Below are 17,410 nucleotides of genomic sequence, written 5' to 3'. Positions count from 1 at the left end.
TCGCAGAGCCCCCGGGCACCGCGAGGTCTTCACCATCTAGTGTATCTCATTTTCAGTACATATATATAAATGAAAATCCTCTCCGTCCGTTTCCTCAACCTGAACTCGCTGAAAGGCGAGCATGAGATCCGCTTCGACCGGAGCCCACTGGCGGATGCAGGGCTTTTCGCGATCACGGGGCAGACGGGCGCAGGCAAGACCACCATTCTGGATGCCATCACGGTGGGACTCTACGGGCTGGTACACCGCCACAGCAACGACAAGCCGCTGGAGCTGATGACGCGCTACACGGCCGAGGCCTTTTCGGAGGTGGAGTTTGAGGCGGAGGGCAGGCGCTACCGCTCCCGGTGGCACATCCGCCGCAGCCGGGGCAAGGCAGAGGGCAACATGCAGCCGGTTATCATGGAACTTTGCGACCTCGCCGACGATAAACCTTTTGACCTGAAGCCAAGCCAGGTGCCTGATAAAGTAGCGGAGCTGTGCGGGCTCGACTACAGCCAGTTCCTGCGCTCGGTCATGCTGTCGCAGGGCGACTTTGCCCGTTTCCTGAAGGCAAGCCCCAACGAGCGCAGCAGCCTGCTGGAGAAAATCACCGACACCGGCATCTACTCCGATATCTCTAAATCAGCTTACGAAAAGTCAAAAATCGAGCGTCTGAAAAAGGAGGAACTGGAACGCCGCCTGCAGGACAGCCAATTGCTGCCGGAGGAGCAGCGCGAGGCATATGCGCAAAGCGTAGCGGAGCTGCAGGAGCAGGAAACACTGCTGCAGAAAGACATCACCTCGGTACAGGAGCAGTTGCAGTGGCTACAGCAGTTGCAGCAACTCAAGCTCAAAAAACAGCAGCACGAGGAGGCGCTGCAGGCGCAGGAGCAAAAGCTGGCACAGTTACAGCCGGAATTCCGGAAGCTGCAGCAGCACGAGCAGGCACACCAGTTTGTGGGTGAGCTGGCCGAGATACGCAGCGCCAGCAGCAAGGTAGTGGAAGCGCAGGAGCAGCTCCTGACGCTGGAAAAGCAGGTGCCTGCGCTGGAAGCGGAGCTGGAGCAGGCAGGTCAAATAGCCACAGCGGCAGGCAAGGCGCACCAGCAGCAGGAAGAGGCGCTCCACCAATTGGAGCCCCTGCTGGAGCAGGTCACGCAGCTGGATCACCACTTGTATACCATCCGGGAGAGTTACCAAAAGGACAAGGCGGCCTATGTGCAGTTGGAGGAGGCCCTGAAAAAGGAGCAAGACCAGCAGCAAACGGAGCAACAGCACTTAGCTGAACTGAAGCAGGAGGCAGACGGCATCAAGAACTGGCTGGCCGCACAGCAACGCTTGCAGGACCTGCCCGAGAACCTGTATGAGCTAAAAAGTACGGTAAAGGCCCTGGAGGAAGTGGAGCAGCGCATCCGGCGTTGCCAGCAGGAGCAGCAGGACTTGATGGCGCAACAACAGCAGGAAGTCGCCCAGCAGGAAGAGTTGCAGGGCAAACTACAGCTTCACGAGGCGCAGCAGCAGGCACTCCATACACAGAAACAGGAAAAACTGGCCCGATTACAGGCCTTGCTCTCAGATAAAACGGTAGATGAACTGGAGCAATCGGCGCAGGAGCAGCCGCTGCAACTGGCGCGCTACGAGAAACTGCTCGAACTGTCCAGACAGCATCGGCAGCAAACACAGAAGAAACAGGAACTCCTGCAACTGCTCAGCCAGCAGGAACAGGATATAAAAGCGCAGCAGACGCAGCTAACCACTACACAGCAAAAACACAACGCCGCCACGGAACGCCTGGAGGACATGCAAAAGCTGGTGCAGTTGCAGCAGCAGATACAGAAGTACGAAGAGGCACGGCTCACACTGCAGCCGGAGCAGCCCTGCCCGCTGTGTGGGTCGGAACACCATCCTTTTGTGGAAGGATATTACAGGGTCAATCTTTCAGAGGAAGTACAGAAACGGGACAGGCAGCAGGCGCTGGTAAAGGAGCTGCAGCAAGCTGCGCAGGCGCTGCAACTGCAACTGAACACGCTGCAGCAAAAACAACAGGCGGCAACTGCCGCTATAACTGAAACTGAGCAGGAACTGGCCCGACTGCAGCATGCTTTTTCGGGCACTGCAGCAGGTATAGCTGTTGGCATTGAACAGACGGAGCAGTTGGCGCAAAACCTGCAGGCGCAGCGGCAGGCGCTGGGCCAGGTGCAGGAGGCGCTTACGCAGGTCCGCGTCCTGGGTCGGGCACTGGAGCAGATAAACCAGCAGGCGCAACAAAACAGAGAGGCGCAGTTGCGGGTACAGGCGCAGTTGGAAAGGCTGCAGCAGGCGGCGCAGCACCGACAGGAGCAATTGGAGAAATTGCAGCTTAACCTGCAGGACGAGCAGGAACAGCAGCAGGCCCATACCGAAACGGCCGAATCGTTTGCGGCGGCATATGGCCAGCTATATAAGCCGACAGAGCGGCAGCAACTCTTGCAAACCTTAGAGCAGCAGGCGGCTATATATCAGCAGAAGCAGCAGGACCTGGTACAGAAGCGAGAAGCGTATCTTCAGTCGGACACAGAATTGAAACACCTGAACGCGCGGGTGCAGGAGAAGCAGAAAGAGCGGCAGGAGCGGCAGGAAAACCTGAGGCGGGAGCATATAAAACTGACAGAGGTGAAAGAAGCGCGGGAACAGCTTTTCGGAGAGAAGCAGCCGCAGCAGGAACGGCAGCTGGCCCGGCAGGAGCTCCGCAGCCGCGCCCAACAAGCTGAGGAAGCCCGGGCCAGCCATCTGCAAAAACAGCAGGAACTGCGGGAAGCACGTCGGCGCCAGTCGGAATGCGCCGCTACGCACCAGAAAAGCAAGTCGCTGCTGGATGCGCTGCGCGACGGCCTGCTGCAGGTGCTGCGGCAGAAAGGCATCGCCACCATCGAAGCGCTCAGCCAGATGCTGCTCGACCGGGACGAGGCCGACCGGCTGGCAAACCTGAAGGCGCAAACCGAGAAACACCTGACCGAACTGCGCAAAAGCCTCAGCGACGTGCGCCACGAGCTGGAAACGACGCAGGCAAGGCAGCTGACCTCCGAAAGCCAAGACAGCCTGCAGCAACTATATGCCGGAAAGACACAGGCGCAGCGGGAGCTGATTGCCCGACGCGCGCGCATTCAGCAGTTGCTGGAGCAGGACGCCGAGCAGCGCGACAAAAACAGGGAACTGGCCCAAAAACTGCAAACGCAGCAACTAGTGTGCAACCGCTGGAACCAACTGGCAGACCTGATTGGCTCCGCCGACGGCAACAAGTTCAGCCGCTTTGCGCAGGGGCTTACGCTGGCCAGGCTGGTGGAACTGGCAAACCGCCACCTGCTCAAGCTCAACGACCGCTACCGTATCCTCAAATCCACAGAAGAAGATCTGGAGCTGCTGATCATAGACACGTACCAGGCAGAGGCTGTGCGGCCGATGAACACTTTGTCGGGGGGAGAAAGCTTTCTGGTGAGCCTGGCGCTGGCGCTCGGCCTCTCCGACCTTGCCGGCCGCCGCACCCAAATCAACTCGCTGTTCATCGACGAAGGCTTCGGCACCCTGGACGCGGAGACGCTGGATGCGGCCATCTCCACCCTGGAGAACCTGCAGGCCAGCGGCAAAATGATCGGCATCATCTCACACGTGGAGGCGCTGAAAGAGCGCATCGGCACGCAGATACGCGTGCAGAAAAAAGCCGGTGGCGTGAGTACCGTGGAGGTGACAGGGTGGTGACCCGACACTTGGCAGTTGCGCTATATATAAGCTTAACTTCAGGCATTTGCTGCCCCTATCTGTAAGCAGCCTACTTTAAACCCGCTGCATGCGTATATACCTTAAAACCATATATGAGCCTCTATGAAAAATAATCTATACAAGCTGCTTTTTGCTTTTTGCCTCCTGACCGGTGCCTCCTGTGGCCAGAGCAGTCAGGAGGAAGTGGAGACCACAGAAGAAACCGCTACGCCAGATGCATCCGGCACCGAAGACACCTCCTCCGCGAGCAATGAAGTGCCAGCATCGCTGCAGCAGCATTAGGGCCTGGCACAGGGGCGGCCTTGCTTCTATATAGACCTCTGCCCTTCATTTGCATCATATATAATACAGATGAGAAAACTTACCTACCACCTGCTGCTCTTCCTCACGCTGTGTACTGCCTTGGCCTGTAAGCAGAGCAGCCGCGAGGAGGCCCAGGAGCAGTTCAGGCAACGGCAGCAAGCGGTACTGGAGCGGGACGCGGAACAACAGACATCCAATTCGCCCGAGGCAGGCCCTTCCGCGGCCACTCCCGAAACGGCAGCCGCTGAAGGAAACCCCTCGAAACCGGCGACTACCGCCGGAGACAAAGTAGTCGGCATAAAAGACGGCGATACCGTTGAACTGCTCCGGAACGGGAAGACGGAGACAGTGCGCCTCTTCGGCGTGGATGCCCCTGAGAAAGCGCAGGCATATGGGCAGCGGGCCAGGCAGTTCACCTCCGACCTGGCCTTCGGCAAAAATGTGCGCCTGATTGTCAACAACACCGACCGCTACGGCCGCACGGTGGGCACCATCATACTGCCCGATGGCCGCAGCCTTAACGAGGAACTGGTGCGCAACGGCTACGCCTGGCACTACAAAGCCTACTCCAACGACCTGAAGCTGGCGAACCTGGAAACCGACGCCCGCCGCTACAAAAGGGGGCTGTGGCAGGACGCCAACCCAGTGGCTCCCTGGGATTACAGGAAGGAAAAACGCAGCGGCGGCACGGCAAAAGAGACGCCGGCGCCGCTGCCTGCAGGTGCCGCCAAACGTACCGTTTATATCTGCAACAGCACCAGCTCCGGCGTTTATCACCTCACCAGAGACTGCCATGTGCTGAAGCGCTGCAAACAGGAAATATTGGCTATAACGGAGGAGGCGGCCATTCAGGTATATGACCGCCGCCTGGACAAGGCCTGCAGCCAGCCCTGACAGATTCCCCAGTGCCGCCAACCTAAGAAAATGCTCTATAAGTATATGCTCTTCCGGATTTCCTAATCCGGAAGGTGGCCGTTGGGATTTCCTAATCCCCTGTAAGGATTTGTGCGGATGAAGAAATCTGCTTCAGACAAGGTTCCGAAGTAAGAAACCGGGAACAGCTTCGCTCTTTTCCTGAAGATGACGGCATTGATATATAGCCTCTTGCCGCGCAGCTGTTAAATGACCAGGCTAAACAGGTATATAAATCAGGCTGCGCTATATATACTTGCCCGAATTCTGATAACCGGAGGCCCCATCCCCTGGAGGGGTAGGTTATATCTCAACGGCGGGAGTAAACCGCGGCTTGGGTTATATAATTTTTGGTTCGTCGCGCTGCAGGCTGCTATTTTAACTATATATGGTTATATTCACCTTCCCATATAGCCATCCTAACCTCCACCCATGACACGCACCATACCCGCACGACTCCGCCTGGCCCTATTGCTGGCCATCACCTGCAGCTTCATCGGGTGCCGGCAGACCGACGAAAAGACTGAAGCCTCCCAGGCCTCTCCCGCCGCAACCGTTGCTGTGGCAGAAGCCCGCACAACAGGCAGACCAGCCCCAGAGTTTTTTGTCATCCCGCCACATATGGCGCAAAACCGCGTGTGGATATGCGTGGATGAGTCGGCGGATGTTTTCCATACCAAGCATGACTGCCCGGTGCTGGGAGCGTGCCAGGGCTCATTCCGCAACATGACGCTATACCGGGCCATCGATGACTTCGGGCGCTACAATTGCCAGGAGTGCAGCGGGGCCCTGGACCATATTTTCGACGAGGACCTGGTGCGCTAAAAAGGAAGGCTCCGCTGCAGCAGCGGAGCCTTCCTTTCAATGAATTTCAGGTAGTGGCGGGCATCTCGCCCTGCAGCACCAGCAGCGGCACCTCCGCCTGGTACGTCAGCCGCTCCGTCAGGCTCTGCGAGAACAGCTCCTTCAGAAAGCCCTTTTTCCTGCGCACCACCGCCAGCACATCGCCGCCTGCGTCTTTCAGGTATTTCTTCAGCCCCTCGTCTCGGTGCCTGCTGGGTATCTCCTGGAAACTGAGCGGCACGCCCGGGAACTGCTCCTGCAGCTCTCTCCAGAAATGCTGTGCCTCCTCACTGTTGTTCTTCACCCTCGGTTTCACCACGTGCACCACGTCTATATGGGACCCGAAGAAACTCCCCAGATGGATGACCTGCTGCAGGGCATGCCGGTCTTCTAGGCTGTAGTCGGTGGCATACACGATTTTATCAAGCGATGGCGGCGGCGCTGAGGCGGGTATCGACATCACCGGACACTTCACCTCCTCTATCACCGACTCGGTGTTGCTGCCAATCAGCAGTTCCTCCATGGTGTTGTCCAGCCCTGTTGTTCCCATCACAATCAGGTCGTAGCCACCACCCGAGGTTAACTCGGACGCGAGGTCCGTCAAAAGCGCCTCTCTCAGAATGTAATCGCAGGAGAAGCCCCCGTTGCGGTTTGCCCCGTGCTTCTCTTCCATATCCCGGCACATGGCCTTCAGCTTCACCGCGGCCTCGCGCATCTGCTCCCCCAGCAGTTCGCTCGCCACTAAAGCCGTATCAGAGGTGTCAATTATGGGTAGGTGCAGCACGTGCATCAACGACAGATGCGCCCCCGCGTGCTGTGCAATATAGACGGCATAGTCTACCGCCTTCGCCGATGTGCTCGAGAAGTCGGTCGGACATAGAATCTTTTCCATATATAGCGTTGTGTTGTTTGGTTTAGCATGGGATGGTGACTCTTTTTTCGCTGTATACGCAAAGTTTCAAAATTAATAGAAAGTTAATATATGAATATTGCCCTACGGGCAGCATGCGCCATATTTACCGCCTTCGGGCCCCCTAATGGCAGAAAAAGGCGGATGATTAAATCATAAGCAAGGCCGCTATTATACTGTTTTATACTATTTTCCTACCTGTCCTTCACCGAGTGCATTCACTTCCTTCCAGGTCCAGTTATACTTTGGCTTGATGCCGCTGCAGGCCTTTCTAAAGTAAGTCACCACCTCCTCTTTCAGCTGCGGCACGGGGATGGAGGAGCTATATATGGCCCGGTCGGTGGGGTTGTCGAAGGCCTCGGTGCGGGTAAGCTGGTCGCCGTCCAGGCGCAGCAGCGGGCCGGTGTCGGTCACAGAGTCGTAAGTCCAGCGGCGGCCGGAGGTTTCGAGCTGGTTCAGGTGGGCCGCCAGCGGTGCCAGCGGGAGCCGGGGCAGCGTGGGCCGCGAGGCGATGTCGACCCAGGTGGTGTATTTGTACTCCAGCTCATAGCGGTTCTGCCCGTAGCAGGCCAGCACCATATCAAACCCCTGCGTGCGGCTGAAGAGTGCGTAATAGTGGACGGGATGCTCAATTTCGACGATGATGAGCCCGATCTCCGGGTGGCGCGTGAGTTTGGTCTGCGGCTTGTACATGTCGCGGTAGCCCAGCAGCACGCTGCCCACCTCGTCTTCCCAGGCGCCCCGCTCCCAGTCCGGGTCCTGCAGCACCCGCCCGAACTCCCGCAGGAAGTACCGGAACTTCTGCACGCACTGCGCCGCTTCCTTCTCCTCCGTCTCGTCGGCAGCAAAAGGCTTGTAAAAAAGCTCCCGCTCTTTCGCGTTTATCCAGCAAACCAGTTTCAGCGCCTCCCCCGCCAGCGGGTGGTTCAGGTCCAGCTCCCGGAAATCGCCGATCAGGGCCATTTGCCGCAGCAGTTCCTCGTTCTCCAGCGCGACTTCCGGGTTCAGCAGCGCCCACACGCCCACAAAGCCATCTATGTTGAAATGATTCGCCGACACGCAAGGGAGGTCCAGTTGGGGCAGGCGCAGCCGCAGGGCATGCAATACAATGGCGGCGCTGGTATCGACGCGTATCTCGGGCGGCGTGGGCGCGCCGCGCCAGTGCGACAGCATCACCCCGTTGGGGTGGGTGCTGTCTACTACAATGGCACGCTGATTTTTAACTTCGGCGAAGGGAATGAACTGTCGGTTGTGCATGGCTTAAAATTGCAGACGAGCAGATCAAGATGCAAGACTTTAATTTCAAATTGCGTTATGGTTGATTGTCGGCTTGTAAAAGGGGGCGGCTTTCACTGGTTTTTTTGTTCCTTTGCGTTTTCTGACGCTTAATGCTTAATTTACGGGCATGGCTCTGAAAGATATATACGCAACCTCGCTCTCGCTGCTCACCGACCTGTACCAGCTGACGATGGCCTATGGCTACTGGAAAAACGGCATGGCAGAGCAGGAGGCGGTTTTTCACCTTTACTTCCGGAAAAACCCTTTCAACGGGGGGTATACCATTGCCGCTGGCCTGGAGCACGCCGTGCAGTACCTGCAGGAGCTGCGGTTCGGGGAGGAGGACTTGGCCTATATAGCCGGCCTGAAAGGAAGCCAGGGGCAGCCGCTGTTTGAGGCGGAATTTGTGAACTACCTGCGTCATATGGAATTTTCCTGCAGTGTGGACGCCATTCCGGAGGGCACGGCGGTGTTTCCGGGTGAGCCGCTGGTACGGGTGCGCGGGCCACTGCTGCAGGCGCAACTGGTAGAAACCCCGCTGCTCACCATCATCAACTTCGAAACCCTGATTGCCACCAAAGCGGCCCGCATTGCCGACGCCGCCAAAGGCGACCCGGTGATAGAGTTCGGGATGCGCCGCGCGCAGGGCATCGACGGCTCTTTGTCGGCGGCCCGGGCGGCCTATATAGGCGGTGCCTCGGCCACCTCCAACCTGCTGGCCGGGCAACTGTACAACATCCCTGTAAAAGGCACGCATGCGCACAGCTGGGTGCAGGCCTTCGCCACTGAGGAAGAGGCGTTCCTGGCTTACGGGAAAACTTTCCCGCACGACTCCGTTTTTCTGGTGGATACCTTCGACACGCTGGAGGGCGTGCGGACCGCAATAAAAGTGGCGCAGCAACTGCAGCCGTCGGGCTTTACCTTCGGGGGCATCCGCCTCGACTCCGGCGACCTGACCTACCTCAGCAAAGAGGCGCGCAAGCTGCTGGATGCCGCAGGCTTCACCGACACCAGCATTGTGGCCAGCAACGACCTGGACGAGCACATCATCACCAGCCTGAAGCAGGAGGGCGCGCAAATAAACGTGTGGGGCGTGGGCACCCGCATGATCACTGCCTACGACCAGCCTGCCCTGGGGGGGTGTATAAAATGGCGGCGCTCCGGCGGCAGGGCGGCGAGTGGGAATACAAAGTGAAGCTGTCGGAACAAAGGGCGAAGACCTCCACGCCCGGTATGCTGCAGGTGCGCCGCTTCCGGGACGGGGTGTTTATTGCCGATATGATTTATAATGAGCTGGAAAGCCTGCCGGATCATATCCAGATAGTGGACCCGCTCGACAGTACCCGCCGCAAGACCATCGCGCCGGGCACCGCCTCCGAAGAGCTGCTGGTGCCGGTTTTCGAAGCAGGTGAGCTTATATATGATTTGCCGGACCTGCCTGCCATCAAAGCCCGCACCAAAGCCCAGCTCGACAAGCTGCACGAGAGCATCCGACGCTACCTGAACCCGCACAGCTACCCCGCCGGTCTGGAAGGCAGCCTGCACCAGTATAAAATAGATCTGATTCTGCAGCTGCGGGGCGAGTAAACCAGAGCAGGGGGCTATATATAAATGAAGGTAAGTTGAGCGAGACCTATATAACCGAACCCGCTGAGAATGCTTTCCTGATGATGCATTGATCAATCTCTGCCATCCTTTCAGGATGACAGGTGCGGTAGGCTATCGTTTTCTTCAGGAGCCTTTCCCCCGCCTCACCGCCGTTTGCCCCTGCTGTTGGAGATGTGCTGGATGCGTTTGGTGCGGACCCACTTCAGGTATTTCTGCAGGCCCTCCGCCTGCTGCAGAGCCGGGATGCTGTTATATGCGCTGGCCAGGTCGCGGTTAGAGAACGTGAGGTGAACGGTGCTGTGGCAGGGCTGGCAGAGTTCGGCGGTGGCCCCGTAGCGGCCGCCCTCCTCCCGCGGCACCAGGTGGTGGCGCGACAGGATTTGCACCTCCCGGCCGCAAAGTTCGCATACCGCCTCGCCCTGCTGCTTCGCCATTGCTGCTGCCCTCACACTTGATTTTTATATATAGAGAACAAATCAGGAAAGCTGATGGTTTAAAGAGCTTGTCGGCAGACATAAAAAAGCAATTCTGGCTGGCCAGAACATAGCCTGTACACACCTATACCCTGAATTATATATAAATGAACACCTCCCCAGAAGAACCCACACCTGCCACATCCGCTGACGCAGCTGTTCCGAAAACCGTTATCCGTGAGGGCCTGCTGATCTTTTTGCTGGCGGCCATCCAGTTTACCCACATGATGGACTTCGTGATCATGATGCCGCTGGGGCCGCAACTGATGCGCGTTTTCAACATCACGCCGCAGGAATTCGGCCTGCTGGTGTCGGCATACACCTTCAGCGCGGCCGTGGCAGGTTTTCTCAGCGCGCTCGTCATCGACCGGTTCGACAGGAAGCATGCGCTGCTGGGGCTGTACCTGGGCTTTGCGCTGGGCACCCTGGCCTGCGCCATGGCGCCTTCCTTCGGGCTGCTGCTGGCGGCGCGCGTAGTGGCGGGGGCATTCGGAGGCGTGCTGGGTGCCCTGATACTGGCCGTGATCGGGGATGCGATTCCGGAGCAGCGGCGGGGGGCCGCCACGGGACAGGTGATGGCCGCTTTCTCGGTGGCCTCTATTGCGGGTATACCGGTGGGGCTGTACCTGGCGAGCGTCACGAGCTGGCACGCCCCGTTCTACCTGCTGGCGGCGCTGAGCTTTGTCGTGCTGCTGGTGGGCACCTTCTTTCTGCCTGTCATGCGGGGGCACCTGAGCAGCGCCACCCGCGAAAGCCCTTTCCTGGTGATAGGTGACATCCTGCGCAGGCAGAACCTGCGGTGGGCGATGGCCCTCACCGTTACCCTCACCATGGCCGGCTTCTTCGTGGTGCCCTTCATCAGCCCCTATATGGTTGCCAATGTGGGCTTCGAGGAGGCGGAACTCAGCTACATCTACCTGTTCGGGGGGCTGGCCACCGTGTTCACCTCGCAGTGGGCGGGCCGCCTGGCCGACAGGCACGGCAAAAAGCGGGTGTTCGCCAGCAGCGCGGTCCTGTCGCTGTTGCCGATACTGGCGATTACGAACCTGCCGCCTGTGCCGCACTATGTGGCCCTGATCGTCACCACTTTTTTCTTTATTCTTTTCGGTGCTCGCTTTGTGCCCGCCATGGCCCTTATCACCTCCACCGTAGAGCCAAAGCTGCGCGGCAGCTTCATGAGCATCAACTCCTCGGTGCAGCAACTGAGCGCGGGCCTGGCCTCTTTCGGAGCAGGGCTGATTGTGCAGGAGTCGGCTTCAGGCAGGCTGCTGCACTTCAGTTGGGTGGGCCTGGTGGCCTGTGCCATCACGCTGGCGGCGGTGTGGGTGGTGCCACACCTGAAACAGGTGAGCTAGGCGCAACAGGGCCCCGGCGCGTGCAATATACGAGCTACACCCACATGCGGCAATTCAAAGTCAGTGGCTGGCGCCGTTGCTAATCGCCTCCGGGAAGTAGCGGTTACCGCCCTTCAGGGTCTGCAGGGCACCCCGCAGTTCGGCTGGCTCGGCGTTTTTGAGCAGATAGCCCTTCACCCCTTCTTCCAGCAGGTGCTCCACCAACGATTCATCCCCGTAAGTGGACATGATCAGGATGTTGACACCCGTGTACTTCGACAGCAGGTAGCGCGCCGTCTGAACACCGTCCATTTCGGGCATCTCCAGGTCCAGGACGATCACATCGGGCAGGTTTCCCTCGATTTTATCCAGCAGCTCGGCACCGTTGCTGGCGTCGGCCACTAAAGTTATCTCCGGAAACGCCTTCAGTAATTCCAGAACCCCCTTCCGGAATAGAATGTGATCGTCGGCAATGGCGAGTGTAAGTGATTGATAGGCCATAAATACAGCATCTATAAAGTTTGTTGATCGTGTTGTTTAGTTGGCACTGTTATTCTGACACGGGTCCCCAGCCCGGCCGCAGATTGTATGTCTATTTTTCCGTTCAGCACGCGCACGCGGCTTTCGATGCTCACCATGCCTACCCCCTGGGCTACCGCCTGTCCGGAGGCGGTGGCATCAAACCCAACGCCGTTGTCTTCAAAATGCAGTGTCACCTCGTCGTCTGCAAAGAGCAGTTCTACATGGATGGTGGTGGCGCGGGCATGTTTGAGGGCGTTGTTCAGCAACTCCTGCACCATCCGGTACAGGACAAGCTCCAGCCTCGGATCCAGCCGCCTGCTTTTGTCGTTGCACGCGTAGGTCGCCGTAACGCCCGCCGTGGCAGGCACAGACCGGCACAGCGCCCCCACCGCCTGCACAAGGCCCATTTTATCCAGCACCACCGGCATCAGGTCCTGCGAGATGCGGCGCACGCTACCGATTGCCTCGTCCAGCAGCTCTTTTATCCTCTGTTCGGCCTCGCGCACTTCTGCTCCGCCCCCTCCACACCTGCCACCAGTTGGTGCAGGTTCAGCCGCACCAGCGACAGCATCGATCCCACCTCGTCGTGCAGGTCGCGGGCCACCCGGCGGCGCTCCTCCTCCTGGGCGCGCATGGTGGCGTTCAGCAGCTGTTCCTGCTTGCTGATCTGCAGCCGCTGCATCTGCTCCTGGTGCTGCAGTAGCCGCTTCTGGTACAGCACCACAAACACGATGATGCCAAGCACCAGCAACAGGAGGATGGGCGTGATGATGAGCAAGGGCTGGAGTACGTTCATGCGCTTACCGCTTTCCGTTGCACGACCACCAACAAGCAGTTAAACGAGATATTCAAAATATAAGTGATGCTCAGGCAGACACGCGCCATGTTATCAGATATGGCCAGCGCCTTGTTAAACATGCCGTACGCCATGGCAGTACCGGCAAAATAAACCATCACGCCACAGCTCAGCACAAACAGCGGATCTTGCGCCAGGTATATATAGTTCAGGTCCTTGTACAGCACAAACAGGTACAGCAGCGCCAAAGCGATAAGCAGGGTGCTCTCCATGACCCTGGAATAGGAATTCAGGCTCTGCACACCAGCGCCCCACAGCGACTCGGCCAGGCAAAACAGCAAAAAGAGAATGCCCACCCCGATCATCCCTGCCCTGATCTTCTTTTGCGCAAAGCTTCTGTAATATATGGCGGTGACAAGGACATACTCCAGGGGCACGTACACATGCGATATCCAGATGTTGTTGTCAGTGCCCAGCACAATGCTTAAGATGCCGCTGGCCTCCACTGCGGCGATAAAGGCCACATACAGCAACACGCCCCTGAACACTTCGCTTTTATACCCGAACTTCACCATCAGGAACAGACCGGCCAACAGGGGGACCAGAACGCTGTAAGAAGACGCGTAGGATAACAAGTAGTAGTATTTTTCAAAAAATACCTGCATCAGCCGTTAAGCGCACCTGTGGCACAATCAGGCGGGCAGACCCTCGACCTGTCGGCGATGGTGCCGTCTTCCATATCCTGCCCGGCGGCATCCACCCCGATCAGCACCAGTTGCTTGCCTCCTTTGTCATCCAGCCCGTAGTACATCCGGATACCGACGCAGCCCTCCTGGTCCAGCATCCGCTGCAGAATCTCACGTCCGAAGAAGTGTGCTTTCACTGTTTCTGCCACTCCCTGGTTCTGGCTCCTGTAGTTCGCGGTGAAAGCCGCCGCTTCCTCCAGGGTGATCGCTTCGCCTTCTGATCCGTTGTAGTAAGACATGACCATTTCAATTTTTGTTTTCCTTTTCCAAATATATATATTAATTGATATAACAACTATTTTTTCACATATATATCTTGCACACAGGGTTTAAGCCCCACCGGGGCACACTGCTGTGGCCGGGATAGGTTAAAATGAGCCAAGGGCGTTAGGAATGGCGCGCTGCACCATGTCCACGCCTGCTGTAAGCCTGTGTGATACGCGTTGCTAAGGCCCGGCAGGTGTAACCTCTCCTGAGGCCACACCCGTATTCAGGTTATATATAAATTATTGGAGCTATGCCTAAGAAATCTTTCCAGGAACTCATCAACAGCCCAGGCATGCCGGTGCTGGTAGACTTTTACGCGGACTGGTGCGGGCCGTGCAAGACGATGTCGCCAATTGTGGAGCAGGTGGCGAGCCAGTACAACGGCAAGTTGAAAGTGATAAAGGTAAACGTGGACAACAATCAGGCGGCGGCGCAGCAGTTCCGGGTGCAGGGCGTGCCCACCTTCATCCTCTTCAAGCAGGGCCAGCAGGTATGGCGGCAATCCGGTGCCATGCCCGCCAACGTGCTGGCGCAGGCTGTGCAGCAGGCGATTAGTTAATTTTGAATAACTGAATATTGAATAATTGAATAAAGCAGCAATGTAAAAGGAAAGGCTTGTTGCAATTGCTATACAGGGAGAGGAGTACACATCTCATATTCAGTAATTCAGAATTCAGTAATTCGAAATTCCTTTCAGTTGCAGGCTGAAAATAGTGGGGCCGCCGGGCGGAGAGCTGACACGGATACTGCCCCCGTGCTGCCGCAGAATCTGTTTCGACAAACTGAGGCCGATGCCGGACCCCTGCTTTTTGGTGGTGTAGAAGGGGATGAAGATTTTATCCAGTTCCTCTGCCGGTATACCGGGGCCGTTGTCCGTCACGTCAATCCGGACATGGCTCTTTTCCTGATCCGGTATATAGGCCAGCACTTCCACGCAGGGCCTTTCTATCGTCTCACAGGCCTCCATGCCATTCTTGATGAGGTTGATCAGTACCTGCTCCAGTTGCTCGGCATCGCCCAGTATCACCAGTTTCTCATCGGGCATATAGAACTTCAGGCTGATGTGCTGAGTCTGCGTGGCAGGTTGCAGCAGCAGGCGCACGTTCTGCAGCAACTCCCGCACCTTTACCGGACGCAGTTCCGAAGCGGGCAGGCGCATCAGGCGGCGGTAGTTCTTTACAAAATGGAGCATCCCGGCGCTGCGCTTCTCAATGGTTTGCAGCCCCGCCTGCATGTCCTCCAGCACCTCCTGGTCAATGGCTTCCCCCATCGCCTGCTTCGAAATCACCTCTGTCTCCAGCAGGCCGGCAACCGTAGCGGTGAGCGAAATAACGGGAGTCACGGAATTCATGATTTCGTGCGTCAGCACCCGGATTACTTTTTGCCACGTCTGCAGTTCCTGCTCCTCCAACTCAGGCCGGATGTTCTGCAAAGTCACGATGCGGAGCAGTTGTCCCTGCGAAAGCAGTTCCGTCACGTGCAGGTTCAGCTGCAGTTGCTCCTGCCCCAGCGCCACCGTTACCAGCGCCTTCTGGTTGTGCGGCGTCTGCCACAGGGCCAGCACCAATTCCGGGCTCACCCGCTCCAGGGCCTGTACCTTCCGCAGGTGCGGCACGCGCAACAGGTCTTTCGCCACTTGGTTCACCAGTTGCACCTCCCCATGCGCATCGAAGGTGAGGATGCCGATGCCCACCTGCTCCACAATGGTCTGCAGGTAATGGTAATGTGCCTGCTTCTCGGCCTTCACCCGCTGAAAGGACTCCGATATCTCGTTAAAACCGCCGTACAGGTCCCGGAAAGAAGAGCTCGCCCCTTCCACGGCAAAGCGCTGCGTAAAATCCGATTGCTTAATCGACTCCAGAAAGCTACTGATGTCGCGGTTGGTGCGCTCCACAAAGTAAAGCATGTCATATAGCTGGAACAACGCCAGCAGGAGCAGGCAGCCGGCCGTTATATACCAGTCGGTGCGGTACACCACATAGATGGCCACCACGATAACGGCCACCAGCAACAGCAGGCGCAGCAGCAGCCGAGCCCTGAAGCCCTTAAAGACCATGTTTCTCGATTCTTCGGTAAAGGGCCGTGCGGGTAATGCCCAATTCTTTTGCCGCGTGCGTAATGTTGCCCCCATGCTTCACCAGCGCCTTCTGCACCATCATCTTCTCCAGGGCCTCCAGGGTGTAGTCGTTGTCGGCAATGCCTCCCGACGGCTGCCGCTGCTCCGGGCTTGCCCCGCCGGGGGCAAAATAAAAGTCCTCCGCCTGCAGTTCGGCTCCGTCGCAGAGGATCACGGCGCGCTCCAGGGCATGATCCAGCTCACGAATGTTGCCGGGCCAGTGGTATTCGCTCAGGAGGCGCAGCGTGCCCGGGTTCAGGCGCAGGTGCGGGCGGTCGTATTTCCGGCCGTAGACTTCCAGGAAATGTTCGGCCAACAACTTTATATCCTCGCGGCGTTCCCGCAGCGGCGGCAGGTGTATCTCCACCGTGTTGATGCGGTAGAGCAGGTCCTGCCGGAAGCCGCCTTCGCGCACCATCTCGTAGAGCGGCATGTTGGTGGCGCAGACCAGGCGGATGTTGATAGGCCGGGGCTTGTTGGTGCCCAGCCGGATCACCTGGCGGCTTTGCAGCACCGTCAGCAGCTTGGCCTGCAACGCCAGCGACAGGTTCCCGATCTCGTCGAGGAAAAGCGTGCCGCCTGTGGCCGCCTCAAAACGGCCAGCGCGGTCTTCCTTGGCATCGGTGAAGGCGCCTTTGGCGTGGCCGAAGAGCTCGCTCTCAAAAAGCGTGGCGCTTACGGCCCCCAGGTCTACTTTCTCAAAGGCTTCCTTCGCGCGTTTTGACTTTTGGTGGAGCGCCCGGGCGGCCACTTCCTTTCCGGTGCCGTTCTCGCCCAGTATCAGCACGTTGGCGTCTGTTCCGGCCACTTTCTCTATCGTCTGGTACACCCGCTGCATGGCCGGCGATACGCCAATGAACTCCCCGTAATGATAAGCCGTGTTCTGCTGCACAGCCGTCTCGGCTGTCCGTACCTCCTCCCCGCTTCTCTTCTGGCACGCCGACTTCAGAATCGCAACCAGCTTTTCGTTTTGCCAGGGCTTCAGCACAAAATCGGTGGCCCCTTCTTTCAGGGCGCGCACGGCCAGCTCTATATCGCCATAGGCTGTCATCAGGATAACGCTGGTGGCGGGGGAAATCTGCCGGATCTGCTTCAGCCAGTGCAGCCCTTCCTTGCTGGAGGTGGCCCCGGTGCTGTAGTTCATGTCCAGCAGCACCACATCCACTGCCCGCTCCTGCAGCAGTGCCGGAACCTGATAAGGATCGGAGGTGGTCTGGACGGCGGTGAAGTGCTGCTTGAGCAGCAACCTGCCAGCTGTCAGGATATCTTCCTCGTCGTCAACTACCAGGATGTTGCAGGGAATTTTGCTCATGGTGCAGGGCGGCTTGTGTAGGAGTGTATAGCGTAAAAATACGTTTTATATAGGAAATTATGCCACTTTTCTTGCCTGCTATATAGGGGCGGAGTGAAATCTTCTTTACAGGCGAAGCCCCATGTTGTGGCTGCTGTTCGGATGCAGACACCAAGGTGTTCGGAAGCGGACACCTTTCCCTTTCTGATTTGCCATTTTTATATGTATAGCGCTGTTTATCAGATACATATATAAAATGGCATACTTATTGGC

General features: G+C 57.8%; 16 protein-coding genes and 1 pseudogene. 7 read left to right on the top strand and 10 right to left on the bottom strand.

Features of this window, described 5'->3' with window-relative positions:
- The first annotated feature begins 69 nt into the window (after nucleotides 1-69).
- From GSQ62_RS17075 to GSQ62_RS17060, 4 genes are all read left to right on the top strand, one after another.
- Nucleotides 70-3,717: an AAA family ATPase gene (locus GSQ62_RS17075; RefSeq protein ID WP_161890637.1), complete on the top strand. Its 3,648-nt coding sequence runs from the start codon at nucleotides 70-72 to the stop codon at nucleotides 3,715-3,717.
- Nucleotides 3,718-3,840: 123 nt separating this feature from the next.
- Nucleotides 3,841-4,020: a hypothetical protein gene (locus tag GSQ62_RS17070; protein ID WP_161890636.1), complete on the top strand. Its 180-nt coding sequence runs from the start codon at nucleotides 3,841-3,843 to the stop codon at nucleotides 4,018-4,020.
- 69 nt (nucleotides 4,021-4,089) lie between these two features.
- The gene (locus GSQ62_RS17065) at nucleotides 4,090-4,935 is read left to right on the top strand and encodes a thermonuclease family protein (protein ID WP_161890635.1); all 846 of its coding nucleotides are present in this window, start codon (nucleotides 4,090-4,092) and stop codon (nucleotides 4,933-4,935) included.
- Nucleotides 4,936-5,385: 450 nt separating this feature from the next.
- Nucleotides 5,386-5,778: a hypothetical protein gene (locus GSQ62_RS17060; RefSeq protein WP_161890634.1), complete on the top strand. Its 393-nt coding sequence runs from the start codon at nucleotides 5,386-5,388 to the stop codon at nucleotides 5,776-5,778.
- 46 nt (nucleotides 5,779-5,824) lie between these two features.
- On the opposite strand, the gene GSQ62_RS17055 is transcribed toward GSQ62_RS17060, so the two are convergent.
- Together GSQ62_RS17055 and GSQ62_RS17050 are read right to left on the bottom strand one after the other, a co-directional pair.
- On the bottom strand, nucleotides 5,825-6,688 hold the full coding sequence (locus tag GSQ62_RS17055) for a universal stress protein (RefSeq protein WP_161890633.1): 864 nt from the start codon (nucleotides 6,686-6,688) through the stop codon (nucleotides 5,825-5,827).
- 204 nt (nucleotides 6,689-6,892) lie between these two features.
- Nucleotides 6,893-7,963 carry a DUF6687 family protein gene (locus GSQ62_RS17050; RefSeq protein WP_161890632.1) on the bottom strand — a complete coding sequence of 357 codons (1,071 nt, stop codon included), beginning with the start codon at nucleotides 7,961-7,963 and terminating at the stop codon, nucleotides 6,893-6,895.
- A gap of 148 nt (nucleotides 7,964-8,111) precedes the next feature.
- Between GSQ62_RS17050 and GSQ62_RS17045 the strand changes: the two are divergent.
- Nucleotides 8,112-9,571: pseudogene (locus GSQ62_RS17045) on the top strand (nicotinate phosphoribosyltransferase).
- 164 nt (nucleotides 9,572-9,735) lie between these two features.
- On the opposite strand, the gene GSQ62_RS17040 reads toward GSQ62_RS17045, so the two are convergent.
- Nucleotides 9,736-10,041 carry an HNH endonuclease gene (locus GSQ62_RS17040; RefSeq protein ID WP_237586739.1) on the bottom strand — a complete coding sequence of 102 codons (306 nt, stop codon included), beginning with the start codon at nucleotides 10,039-10,041 and terminating at the stop codon, nucleotides 9,736-9,738.
- A gap of 131 nt (nucleotides 10,042-10,172) precedes the next feature.
- Here GSQ62_RS17040 and GSQ62_RS17035 point away from each other — a divergent pair, with 131 nt between their 5' ends.
- Nucleotides 10,173-11,420, top strand: a complete 1,248-nt coding sequence (locus tag GSQ62_RS17035) for an MFS transporter (protein WP_161890631.1) — start codon at nucleotides 10,173-10,175, stop codon at nucleotides 11,418-11,420.
- Nucleotides 11,421-11,480: 60 nt separating this feature from the next.
- On the opposite strand, the gene GSQ62_RS17030 is transcribed toward GSQ62_RS17035, so the two are convergent.
- The 5 genes from GSQ62_RS17030 to GSQ62_RS17010 are packed head-to-tail and all read right to left on the bottom strand — an operon-like array spanning nucleotide 11,481 to nucleotide 13,702.
- On the bottom strand, nucleotides 11,481-11,900 hold the full coding sequence (locus GSQ62_RS17030) for a response regulator (protein ID WP_161890630.1): 420 nt from the start codon (nucleotides 11,898-11,900) through the stop codon (nucleotides 11,481-11,483).
- Between the two features lie 11 nt (nucleotides 11,901-11,911).
- Nucleotides 11,912-12,427 carry a sensor histidine kinase gene (locus GSQ62_RS17025; RefSeq protein WP_161890629.1) on the bottom strand — a complete coding sequence of 172 codons (516 nt, stop codon included), beginning with the start codon at nucleotides 12,425-12,427 and terminating at the stop codon, nucleotides 11,912-11,914.
- Complete coding sequence (locus GSQ62_RS17020; RefSeq protein ID WP_161890628.1) at nucleotides 12,403-12,717, bottom strand: histidine kinase; 315 nt, start codon at nucleotides 12,715-12,717, stop codon at nucleotides 12,403-12,405. Before GSQ62_RS17020 ends, GSQ62_RS17025 begins: the two co-directional genes overlap by 25 nt.
- A complete protein-coding gene (locus tag GSQ62_RS17015; protein WP_161890627.1) occupies nucleotides 12,714-13,382 on the bottom strand; it encodes a hypothetical protein in 669 nt (222 codons plus the stop codon). Before GSQ62_RS17015 ends, GSQ62_RS17020 begins: the two co-directional genes overlap by 4 nt.
- Nucleotides 13,382-13,702 carry a hypothetical protein gene (locus GSQ62_RS17010; protein WP_161890626.1) on the bottom strand — a complete coding sequence of 107 codons (321 nt, stop codon included), beginning with the start codon at nucleotides 13,700-13,702 and terminating at the stop codon, nucleotides 13,382-13,384. Before GSQ62_RS17010 ends, GSQ62_RS17015 begins: the two co-directional genes overlap by 1 nt.
- Nucleotides 13,703-13,980: 278 nt before the next feature.
- Here GSQ62_RS17010 and trxA point away from each other — a divergent pair, with 278 nt between their 5' ends.
- On the top strand, nucleotides 13,981-14,289 hold the full coding sequence (gene trxA, locus GSQ62_RS17005; protein WP_161890625.1) for a thioredoxin: 309 nt from the start codon (nucleotides 13,981-13,983) through the stop codon (nucleotides 14,287-14,289).
- Between the two features lie 114 nt (nucleotides 14,290-14,403).
- Here trxA and GSQ62_RS17000 read toward each other — a convergent pair whose 3' ends face one another.
- On the bottom strand, nucleotides 14,404-15,786 hold the full coding sequence (locus GSQ62_RS17000) for a sensor histidine kinase (RefSeq protein WP_237586737.1): 1,383 nt from the start codon (nucleotides 15,784-15,786) through the stop codon (nucleotides 14,404-14,406).
- A complete protein-coding gene (locus GSQ62_RS16995; protein ID WP_161890624.1) occupies nucleotides 15,776-17,158 on the bottom strand; it encodes a sigma-54-dependent transcriptional regulator in 1,383 nt (460 codons plus the stop codon). Before GSQ62_RS16995 ends, GSQ62_RS17000 begins: the two co-directional genes overlap by 11 nt.
- Between the last annotated feature and the right edge of the window lie 252 nt (nucleotides 17,159-17,410).

The organism is Pontibacter russatus (assembly GCF_009931655.1).
Taxonomy (GTDB): Bacteria; Bacteroidota; Bacteroidia; order Cytophagales; family Hymenobacteraceae; genus Pontibacter; species Pontibacter russatus.
Note: the sequence above shows the minus strand (reverse complement) of the source record. Positions and strands in the feature narration are given on the sequence as shown.

What these genes read in the sequence shown, in the direction of transcription:
- GSQ62_RS17075 (WP_161890637.1), top strand. Translation starts at nt 70, where the DNA reads ATGAAAATCCTCTCCGTCCGTTTCCTCAACCTGAACTCGCTGAAAGGC.
- GSQ62_RS17070 (WP_161890636.1), top strand. Translation starts at nt 3,841, where the DNA reads ATGAAAAATAATCTATACAAGCTGCTTTTTGCTTTTTGCCTCCTGACC.
- GSQ62_RS17065 (WP_161890635.1), top strand. Translation starts at nt 4,090, where the DNA reads ATGAGAAAACTTACCTACCACCTGCTGCTCTTCCTCACGCTGTGTACT.
- GSQ62_RS17060 (WP_161890634.1), top strand. Translation starts at nt 5,386, where the DNA reads ATGACACGCACCATACCCGCACGACTCCGCCTGGCCCTATTGCTGGCC.
- GSQ62_RS17055 (WP_161890633.1), bottom strand. Translation starts at nt 6,688, where the DNA reads ATGGAAAAGATTCTATGTCCGACCGACTTCTCGAGCACATCGGCGAAG.
- GSQ62_RS17050 (WP_161890632.1), bottom strand. Translation starts at nt 7,963, where the DNA reads ATGCACAACCGACAGTTCATTCCCTTCGCCGAAGTTAAAAATCAGCGT.
- GSQ62_RS17035 (WP_161890631.1), top strand. Translation starts at nt 10,173, where the DNA reads ATGAACACCTCCCCAGAAGAACCCACACCTGCCACATCCGCTGACGCA.
- GSQ62_RS17030 (WP_161890630.1), bottom strand. Translation starts at nt 11,900, where the DNA reads ATGGCCTATCAATCACTTACACTCGCCATTGCCGACGATCACATTCTA.
- GSQ62_RS17020 (WP_161890628.1), bottom strand. Translation starts at nt 12,717, where the DNA reads ATGAACGTACTCCAGCCCTTGCTCATCATCACGCCCATCCTCCTGTTG.
- GSQ62_RS17015 (WP_161890627.1), bottom strand. Translation starts at nt 13,382, where the DNA reads ATGCAGGTATTTTTTGAAAAATACTACTACTTGTTATCCTACGCGTCT.
- GSQ62_RS17010 (WP_161890626.1), bottom strand. Translation starts at nt 13,702, where the DNA reads ATGTCTTACTACAACGGATCAGAAGGCGAAGCGATCACCCTGGAGGAA.
- trxA (WP_161890625.1), top strand. Translation starts at nt 13,981, where the DNA reads ATGCCTAAGAAATCTTTCCAGGAACTCATCAACAGCCCAGGCATGCCG.
- GSQ62_RS17000 (WP_237586737.1), bottom strand. Translation starts at nt 15,786, where the DNA reads ATGGTCTTTAAGGGCTTCAGGGCTCGGCTGCTGCTGCGCCTGCTGTTG.
- GSQ62_RS16995 (WP_161890624.1), bottom strand. Translation starts at nt 17,158, where the DNA reads ATGAGCAAAATTCCCTGCAACATCCTGGTAGTTGACGACGAGGAAGAT.